Annotated in this window: 9 protein-coding genes; 3 read left to right on the top strand and 6 right to left on the bottom strand. The window is 68.2% G+C overall.

The features are described 5' to 3' along the window. Positions 1–249: 249 nt before the first annotated feature. The 3 genes from ACAM49_RS22400 to ACAM49_RS22390 are packed head-to-tail and all read left to right on the top strand — an operon-like array spanning position 250 to position 1,524. Positions 250–372: a hypothetical protein gene (locus tag ACAM49_RS22400; protein WP_369637501.1), complete on the top strand. Its 123-nt coding sequence runs from the start codon at positions 250–252 to the stop codon at positions 370–372. Between the two features lie 25 nt (positions 373–397). After that, entirely contained in the window at positions 398–838 is a 441-nt protein-coding gene (locus tag ACAM49_RS22395) for an SRPBCC family protein (protein WP_369637500.1), read from the top strand. Between the two features lie 32 nt (positions 839–870). Continuing rightward, positions 871–1,524, top strand: a complete 654-nt coding sequence (locus ACAM49_RS22390; RefSeq protein ID WP_369637499.1) for a TetR/AcrR family transcriptional regulator — start codon at positions 871–873, stop codon at positions 1,522–1,524. 53 nt (positions 1,525–1,577) lie between these two features. Here the strand turns inward: ACAM49_RS22390 and ACAM49_RS22385 are convergent, their stop codons facing one another. From ACAM49_RS22385 to ACAM49_RS22360, 6 genes are all read right to left on the bottom strand, one after another. After that, positions 1,578–3,161, bottom strand: coding sequence for a hypothetical protein (locus ACAM49_RS22385; protein WP_369637498.1), 1,584 nt, complete (start codon positions 3,159–3,161; stop codon positions 1,578–1,580). Further along, complete coding sequence (locus ACAM49_RS22380) at positions 3,151–4,368, bottom strand: acyl-CoA dehydrogenase family protein (RefSeq protein ID WP_369637497.1); 1,218 nt, start codon at positions 4,366–4,368, stop codon at positions 3,151–3,153. The genes ACAM49_RS22385 and ACAM49_RS22380 overlap by 11 nt, the downstream gene beginning before the upstream one ends. After that, the gene (locus ACAM49_RS22375) at positions 4,365–5,906 is read right to left on the bottom strand and encodes a flavin-containing monooxygenase (protein ID WP_369637496.1); all 1,542 of its coding nucleotides are present in this window, start codon (positions 5,904–5,906) and stop codon (positions 4,365–4,367) included. Before ACAM49_RS22375 ends, ACAM49_RS22380 begins: the two co-directional genes overlap by 4 nt. Continuing rightward, entirely contained in the window at positions 5,903–7,489 is a 1,587-nt protein-coding gene (locus ACAM49_RS22370) for a flavin-containing monooxygenase (RefSeq protein WP_369637495.1), read from the bottom strand. Before ACAM49_RS22370 ends, ACAM49_RS22375 begins: the two co-directional genes overlap by 4 nt. 38 nt (positions 7,490–7,527) lie before the next feature. Continuing rightward, the gene (locus tag ACAM49_RS22365) at positions 7,528–8,382 is read right to left on the bottom strand and encodes an alpha/beta fold hydrolase (protein WP_369637494.1); all 855 of its coding nucleotides are present in this window, start codon (positions 8,380–8,382) and stop codon (positions 7,528–7,530) included. 106 nt (positions 8,383–8,488) lie between these two features. After that, positions 8,489–9,109, bottom strand: a complete 621-nt coding sequence (locus tag ACAM49_RS22360) for a VOC family protein (protein ID WP_369637493.1) — start codon at positions 9,107–9,109, stop codon at positions 8,489–8,491. Positions 9,110–9,144 lie beyond the last annotated feature (35 nt).

Here is a 9,144-nt window from a genome sequence, read left to right as displayed (position 1 = left end):
CGCTATCGAGGCGGTGGGGCTGGTGCCGGGGCTGGTCAAGTATTACGGGGTGTTCTTCGGGTATGTGAATTCGCTGACGGGGTTGTCGCGGTTCGATAGTGAGCTGATTATTTTGCGTACCGCGTGGAACACGGGGTCGTACTACGAGTGGTTCCAGCATGTTTACGTTTCGCGGATCGCTGGGTTGACCATGCATGATGTGGCGCGCGTGGCACCCACTACAGCGAGCGTGAACTCGCGGCGCTGTGCGTGCTGGTCGGCCACTACGACATGCTCGCCATGCTGTTCCGCACCTTCGATGTCCAGCCCGAACCCGGTGCGCTGCGCAGTGGTCCGCTGGGTTGGCTGCGCGAACATCCCGTCACCGCCTAGCACCCGCTTCCGGAAGGACTGTTCCATGGCGACCGCCCGCCTCACCGAAATCATCGCCGCCCCGCCGGATGTGGTGTTCGACGTGCTGACCGATCACCGCGGTTATGCCGACATCACACCGCTGCGGGCCGTCGACATGGAGCGCGACGGTCGACCCGAGCCCAATGGCGTCGGCGCGGTCAGGGTCATCTACGTTCTGGGTCGTCGATTCCCCGCGGTGCGGGAACAGGTCACCGAGTACCGCGCGCCGACGACGTTCGCCTACCGCATCGCCTCGGGGCTACCCGGTGACATCCACGGCGAGGTGGCGCTTTCGGCGGTCCCCGGCGGCACTCGTACGGAGTATCGGCACACCGTGGTTCCGCCCTTCCCGCTGCCGGGACCGCTGCTGCGGGCGGGCAGTCGGTTGGTGATCGGATTCCTGGTGCGCGGTGTCGCCCGGGAATCCCTGCGTCGGGCCCGGTAAGGCCGCGTTCTCGGTCGCGGGAAGCAGGGTTGATGCCCAGGCTCGGCGGGGCCGGAACGGCCAAGCGGCGCTACCCCAAACGCCTGTCCCCGGCCGATCGCCGCGAGCAGTTGCTCGACACGGGGCTGCGGATCGTCTCCGAGGGCGGGTTCGGGGAGGTGAGCATCGCATCGGTCGCCGAGCGCGGCGGGGTGTCGCGGCCGGTCGTCTACGACTCCTTCGGCAGCAGTGCGGAACTGCTCGACGCGCTGATTCGCCGCGAGACCGCGCGCATGGCCGAGGCGGTCGCCCGCGCCATGTCCGGACTCGGCGATCCGCACGCCGATCCCGCCGCCGCGCTGCGCGCCGGACTGGGGCGCTTCCTGCTGGAGGTGCGCGCGATGCCCGACACTTGGCGGCTGGTTTACTTCCCGATCGACGGCGTGCCGCCGGTACTGCGCGATCGGGTCGCCACGGCGCGTGACGAGCTGCGCGCGCCGCTGCGCCGTGCGTTCGGTGAGTGGCTGGCCCGGCAACCCGCCGAGGCGGACGAAGTCGATCTGGATGTTCTGGTGCGAATCGTCCAGGGCCTCATCCAGACCGGCGCCCGCCTCGTCCTGGACGACCCGGACCGATTCGACATTCCGCGGATAGTCTCCCTGCTCGACTATCTGCTCGCAGAGGAGCATTCAGCCGAATACTGCTGAGCCGCAGGGTGTTTCCACCGCAGCGGCTCATCGCTAGGGGATTCCGTTGTGGGTCAAGCCGATTCTTGCGAAACAGCAGGGATCATGTGCGCCTCGAGGAAATCGGTGATGGCCGTACTGACCGGCTCACCCGGCACACCGGTCCCGGTGACCATGTCGAGGTGCCGATATCCGGCCGCGTGCGTGCGCTCGGTCGGCATGAGCCGGGAGGCGCGCAGCAGGACCGGAACGAGGCTGTCCCGATCACCGAGCACATGCAGCGTCGGCAGTCGCGCGGCACCCGCGGCGTGCCGATGCCCGGCGAGATCGTCGGTGCACGCTCCGGCCAGCGCCGTCCACAGGTCGTAGTGCACGCGCATGGGGAAGTAGGACTCGAAGGTGGCCAGCGGCCCGGCGGCCAGGCTGCGAGCCAGCTGGCCGATGTCCGCCGAACCGCCCTGCCGCCACCGGTAGAGCGTCGTGCGATCCGACGCGACCGCCGTGGGCGCACCGAACGCGGCCCGCACGGCGCGACGGACGCCCGGGATTCGGTGCGCGGATCGAGGCACCGGGAAGGTGGTGCGCGGCGCGGTCGGTCCCACGAGGCTGCCCATGCTGGAGGTGAGGGCGTCGATCGGCAGATGCGGTGTGCCCGTGGCCAGACCGAAGGCCGCCGTGCCGGTGACCCGGAGTTCGCGCACGCTCGCGTCGCGGCTGAGCAGATCGCGGTAGCGGCGCGCGCCGAGTACCCGCAAAAGCGCCTCCCAACCGGGTGTTCGCGGAATCCGGCGCAACACATCGGTTTCCACCTCCGCCTCGCAGGCCGCGGCGACGCCGAGGATATGGATCAGCGTCCACATCTTGGCGAGGCCCGCGCCGCCGGGCGGGGTGGACGCGGGAATGACGCCGCGTCGCAGCCCGGATAGTACCGCGCCGTGCGCGGCTCCGGCCGCCCGCCGCAGGCGCGGAAACCGGTGCAGGTTCAGCGGATCGGTGCCGACCAGGGTGTCGATGGCGATCAGGCCCGCGCACAGCTCGTGGCCGGGCACGCCGTCGAAATCCCAGGCGGCGTAGGCGCCGGCCATCAGGCCGCCGAGCGAGTGGCCGCCGAGATACACCTTGGCGCGCCGGACGTCGGGGTCCGGCAGCTCGCGAACGAGCAGTTCGTGCTGGTCCTCGACCACGCCGCGCAGGCCGAGCTCGGCCAGGAAGCCCTGCCGGTCGCGACCGCGGAATCCCTCGAAGGTGCTGCCGCCCACGGACTTTCCGCGGAAGTAGTAATCGATGGCCAGTCCCGGGTCGTCGACGGCGTAGGCGGCGTGGATGCCGGTGAGATCGGTCGATCCCTCGCTGCGTCGCGCCACGGACCACCATTCGATGCTGCGCCCGCGCTCGGCCGCGGCGCGGACGACATTGCGTGCCAGCCGATCCAAGGACTGCCCTCCGGCCCAGGTGCCGGGGTGCATGACGAGGATCGCCTCCGCGTCGGCGGACTCGGTGGGTCCGGTCGCGGATCGATAGCGCAGATAATGCAATTCGTCCAGCCCCGCCGGATGCTCCGGGAACGTGTCGGGCAGCGGTGAGGACATCCGGATGTGCCGGATGTCGACGCCGTCCTCGACGGCGATGACGGTTTCGGTGCGGCTGTCAGTGAGCACGGTCGTACCCTCGCTTGCGCAGTTCGTGTTTGGCGATGGTCATCAGATGCACCTCGTCCGCGCCGTCGCCGATGCGCAGCGCGCGGCTCATCGCCCAGCAGCGGGTCAGCGGCACGTCGTCGGACAGTCCCAGCGCGCCGTGGATCTGGATGGCACGGTCCACCACGTCCTGGGTGGCGCGGGCGGCGTGCGCCTTGGCGATCGAGATCTCCCGATAGGCGCGATGCTTGCCGAAGGTGTCGATGGCGTGCGCGGCCCGCAACACCAGCAGCCGGGCGGCATCGATGTCGATGCGGTTGCGCGCCAGCATCTCTCGCACCAATTGCGACTGCGCCAGCACGCCGTCGCGGTGCGGGCGGGTGCCGGCGCGGTCGATCGCATACTCCTGGGCGCGTTCGGCCCAGCCGATGGAGCGCATGCAGTGGTGAATCCGGCCGGGTCCCAGCCGATCCTGGGCCAGCAGGAAGCCCGCCCCGGGTTGAGCGAGAACCGCGTCACCGCCGACGCGCACATCGTGAAAGCGCAGCTCGGCATGCCCCGGGCCACCCGCGTGGCCGAAAACAGGTACCCGACGGACTATTTCGACGCCGGGGGAGTCCATGGGCGCCAGGAACATGGTGCCGCGCAGGTGCGGCTCGGCGTCGGGGTCGGTGCGGGCCATGAGTATGCACAGCTGTGCGCCGACGGCATTGCTGATGAACCACTTGTGGCCGTTGATGATCCAGTCGTCGCCGTCGCGCACCGCGGAGGTGGTGATCCCGGTGGGATCGGAGCTGGCGACGTCCGGTTCGGTGAGCGCGAAGCAGGAGCGGATCTCCCCGTCGAACAGCGGCCGCAGCCACCGTTCGCGCTGTTCGGGCGTGGCGTACTGGTGCAGGATCTCCATGTTCCCGGTGTCGGGGAAGTGGCAGTTGGCCACCACCGGGGCCCACATGCTGCGCCCCAGCAGCTCGCACACGTGCCCGTAGTCGACATTGTTCAGGCCGTGGCCCAGCGATTCGTCGGCCAGGAAGAGATTCCACAGCCCGGCCCCGCGGGCCTGCTTGCGCAGCGCGGCCATCAACGGCCCGAACGGCTCCGGCCCGTCCAGGGCGTCCATCTCCGCGTCGACCTCGGCCTCGACGGGATAGAACACCTCGTCGAGGAAGGCCGCCAGGCGTTCCCGGATCTCGATGCCCCGCGGCGACAACGACAGGTCCAGCGTCACGCGCTTCTCCTTCCGCCCCGAGTGACCTCGCCACCGGGGCGGTCGACGCGGGCGAATCGATAGTGATCGAGCGGGAAATACCGTGCCCGCAGCCACATTTCGGGCCCGGTGGCCGGGCGCATCATCGGGGTGTCGCCGTGATGATCGAAGTAGTAGCTGTTGGAGCCGGTGCAGTTGGCGGCCTGGAAGACGGTATTGCGCTGGCGGCGAAGAATATCCGCGAAATATTTGTTGTGCGGTTCCTCGCGGATCTCCACATACGTCGCGCCCCGGCGGTCGGCCTCGGTGAGCAAGCGCAGGGTATGCGCGGTCGACGCCTCGATCATGGAGAAATACGACGGCCCGGTCAGCGAGTACGGTGCGAGGATCGCGAACATATTGGGGAACCGCGGCACGGTGACGCCCTCGTAGGCCTGATACCGGTTGTCGTGCCAGAACTTTCCGAGCTCCATCCCATCGGTGCCGTGGACCGGAAACGGCGGCGTATTGCCCAGTTCGAAGACCTTGAAGCCGGTGGCCAGGATCAGGGTGTCGACCTCGTGCTCGCGTCCGTCGGTGGTGCGGATGCCGGTTTCGGTGATGCGCTCGATGGGTGTGGTCACCAGGTCCACGTCGGGCCGGGTGAACGAGCGCAGATAGGTGTTGGAGAAGGTCGGCCGCTTACAGAGGAAGTCGTAGCGGGGCGTGAGCTTGTCCCGCAGCTCCGGATCCGGCACCTGCCGCCGCAGATGCGCCCGGCAGAGCTGTTCGATTCCCTTGCGCAGCAACGGGAATTGCCGCTCATAGGTGGAACCGAGGACCATCACCGCCTCGGTCAGCGCCCCAGTCGCCAGCCGGACCGACGCCTGCGAGGCGGGAATCCTGGCGAACACGCGGCGCAAGGGCGGCGGAATCGGTGCGTCGAGTTTGGGCACCACCCAGATCGGGGTGCGCTGGAATACCTCCAGATGCGCCACCCGGTCGGCGATGGCGGGCACCAGCTGTACGGAGGTGGCCCCGGTGCCGATGACGGCGACCCGCTTGCCGGTGATGTCGTAGTCGTGGTCCCAGCGTGCGGTGTGCATGGTTTTGCCCGCGAAGTCGTCCAGACCGGGAATCGTCGGCGGCTTGGGCTGGGTGAGCCCGCCGACCGCGGAGATCACGAACCGGGCCGACCCCTCACGCCCGTCGGTGGTGACGAACCGCCACAGATGGGCGTCCTCGTCGAAATGCGACTCGCAGATCTCGGTGTCGAACACCAGATGCTCACGCAGCCCGTACTTCTCGACGAGGTGATCGGCATAAGCCTTGAGCTCGTTGCCCGGCGCGTAGACCCGGGACCAGTGCGGATTCTGCTCCCAGGAGAACGAATAGTTGAACGAGGTGATGTCCACGGCCACACCGGGATAGGTGTTGTCGCGCCAAGTGCCGCCGACATCGCCGGACTTCTCCGCGATCAGGAAATCGTGGTATCCGGCCTCCTTCAACTTGACCGCCACGCCGAGCCCGGAGAATCCGGCCCCGACAATGCCGATATGCGTGTGCAGATCCCGGCTCATGCGCCGACCCCTTCCACCGATCGCACCGAACGCACCCGCCGTACTCCCGCATCGGGCCGTTTGAACTCGTAATCGCTCAACGCGAATGTCCGGCTGTCCCACCAGGCCTCGACCGCCGACGACGGTCGCAGGATGGGGGAGTCGCCGTGCCTGTCGAAGTAATAGCTGTTGGAGGCCGCACAGTTGTTGCTGTAGAAAACAGTGCTCGGCTGACGGCGCTGCACGTAGTCGAAATAACGCTGGTGCGCTTCGGGTTTCACCTCCACCCAGGTCGCGCCGGTGCGCCGGGCCTCCTTCAGGCAGCGCAGGAAATGCCGGGCCTGATTCTCGATCAGCTGGAAATACGAGCCGCCGGTGAATCCGTAGGGGCCGGAGATGAAGAACAGATTGGGGAAGCCCGGCACCGTGGTGCCCTGGTAGGCCTGATAGCGGTTCTCGTCCCACCAGTCGCCGAGTTCACGTCCGTCCAGCCCGTGAATCGGATGGGCGGGAGTGTTGCCCTTCTCGAAAACCTTGAATCCCGTGGCCAGCACGAGCACATCGATCTCCCGATGCCGCCCGTCCCGGGTGACGATCCCGGTCTCGGTAATGCGCTCGATACCGTCGGTCACCAACTCCACGTGCGGGCGGGTGAAGGTGCGGAAGTACTCATTGGAGAAGGTGGGGCGCTTGCACCCGAATCCGTAATGCGGGGTGAGCTTGGCGCGCAGCTCCGGATCCCGCACCTGTCGCCGCAGATGCGCCGTGCACAGCGCCTCGATGCCCTTGACCAGCAGCGGCAATTGGCGGTTGTGCACGATGCCCAGCGTCATGAACGCCTCGGTCAGCGTGGACGTGGCCGCGCGCATCGACTTCTGCGCACCCGGCACGTCGCGGAAGAGCCTGCGCATCGGCGCGGGAATACCGAGATCGGGTTTGGGCGCCACCCAGATCGGTGTGCGCTGGTACACCGCAAGGCTTTTCACGCGATCGGCGATCGAGGGCACCAGCTGGACCGAGGTCGCGCCGGTGCCGATCACCGCCACCCGCTTGCCGTCGAGGTCCACACTGTGGTCCCAACGCGCGGTGTGCAGCGTGTCGCCCGCGAAGTCCGCCACGCCCGGAATATCGGGCAGCTTGGGCTGGGTCAGCACCCCGGGCGCGCCGACCACGTACCGCGAGGTGATCACCTCACCGTCGGCGGTGGTGCCCCGCCACAGGTGATTCACCGCGTCGAACTCGCCCGACACCATCTTCGTATTGAGCCGGATATGCGGGCGCAGACCGTATTTGTCGACACAGTGATCGGCATACGCCTTGAGCTCGATGCCCGGTGCGTAGGCGCGAGACCAGTCCGGGTTCATCTCGAACGAGAACGAATAGGTGAACGAGCTGACGTCCACGGCGACGCCGGGATAGGTGTTGTCCCGCCAGGTGCCGCCGATATCGTCGGCCTGCTCGAGGATGACGAAGTCGTGGATTCCGGCTTCCTTCAACTTGATTCCGGTGCCGATCCCGCCGAAGCCCGCGCCGATCACGACGACTTCGTAATCGGGAACGGCGAGCGGCGGGCCGGCGGGGCGGCGGGTGGTGGCAGTGGTCATCGATGCACTCGACCTTCGACGGTGGCGACGGAAACCCGTCACCGGGAAACGGATGCCGCGCTCGCGGCGGGCGAATTCGTGGCCGGGTCGTCCCAGCAGTCGGCGATGAATCCGGTGATGGCCGGGACGAGACGCTCCGGCGCACGGCGCAATTCGAGAATCGACCGCGCCGGCACGAACCGCCCGCGGCGCACATCGGCGGCGAGCCCGCGGTCGTCGGCGATCGGATGCACCGGATCGAACCGGTGCCCGATGACCAGGGTGCGGGCGGAGATGGTGCGGCGCTCGTCGCGCGGCACCAGGACACCGCCGGAAATGATGCCCTGCAATGCTTCCGCGGACCGCCGGGGATCGTGAGCGAGCCAGGACAGCACCAGATCGGGAATGCTGCCCCGGGTGCGTGGCACCCGGCGCGCGAGTGCCCCCGCACCGCGCGCGATCGGCGCCCCGTAGGTGCCCAGCAGCAAACCCGGCACCGCCAGCGCGGCGCAGGTCGGCATCGCGTGCTCGAGCACGGGGGATTCGATGACCAGCCCGCGCACCCGCTCCGGGGCGCGCACGGCGGTCGCGAGCGCGATATTGGCCCCCGCCGAAGTGCCCAGCAGCACAGTCCGTTCCAGCCCCAGCTCGTCCAGCAGCGCGATCACCTGCCGCGCGTAGGCCGCCATGGTGTAGTGCCAGTACCCGGCGGGCCGATCGGCCTCCCCGAAGCCCAGCGGTTCCATCGACACGACGCGTAATCCATTGGCCGCCAGCGCATCCGCGAGACGCTGATGCATGCGCCGCGGCATGAACAGCCCGGGCACCAGCACGACGGCGCGATCACCTTGTCCGCGTTCGTCGTACGTGATGCGATCCGTGCCGACACGCAGACTCCGAGTGGGAGGTTCCATCGGTACTCCTCATTTGGCGAGGAGTTAAATTTACACTGTTGTATCTTGCTCGGAAGAGTCCACGGCGGCCGGTTGATTGACTTTGCGCGCCAGGGTGGGGCTGTCGTCAGAGCAGAGTGATGGGGTTGTCCGGGTTGCCGAGGATGGCGATGAGGGCGGGGCGGTTGCCCGCTCGAACCGGCAGCTCGATGTCGAGGGCCTGAAGGCGTGGCGTCACCTGGCCGGGTTCGGGGTGGACCGCTTCGAGGGACAGCAGGGGGACGATCGGGAGTTCGTCGGCGGGGTGGTCGGTTTCGCCCCAGTCGATGAGGGCCGGGACTACCTGGGTGGGGGTGGACGTGCCGGGGAAAGTCAAGCGCCAGCGCAGGATTCGGCCGTCGGGGGTGGACCGGGACAGATCCGAGGCGTCGCCGGGATCGTGTCCGGCGCCGCGTGCCGCTGTGATCGCGGCGTCGATGTCCTTGACCCGCACCAGCCAGGCCGTCAGCCGGGCCTCGGTCAGGGTGTCGATGCCGAACGGGCGCGGCTGCTTCGGCTCCGGTTGCTCCGGGTCCGGGCCGATGATCTCGAGGTATCCGCCGTCGCCCAGGCCGAGCAGGAAGTTCCGGGTGCCGCGCCCGGGATGCCTGCCCCCGGCCACCGGTTCGATACCGACCAGCCGCGTGATCGCGGCGACCGTCCCCGCGAGATCGGGCGTGGCCAGGACCAGATGATCAAGTTCGCTCACACCCTGACGCTAACGAGACAGGCCTGGTTCCGAAC

This window comes from Nocardia sp. JMUB6875, from assembly GCF_041154655.1.
GTDB lineage: Bacteria > Actinomycetota > Actinomycetes > Mycobacteriales > Mycobacteriaceae > Nocardia.
Note: the sequence above shows the minus strand (reverse complement) of the source record. Positions and strands in the feature narration are given on the sequence as shown.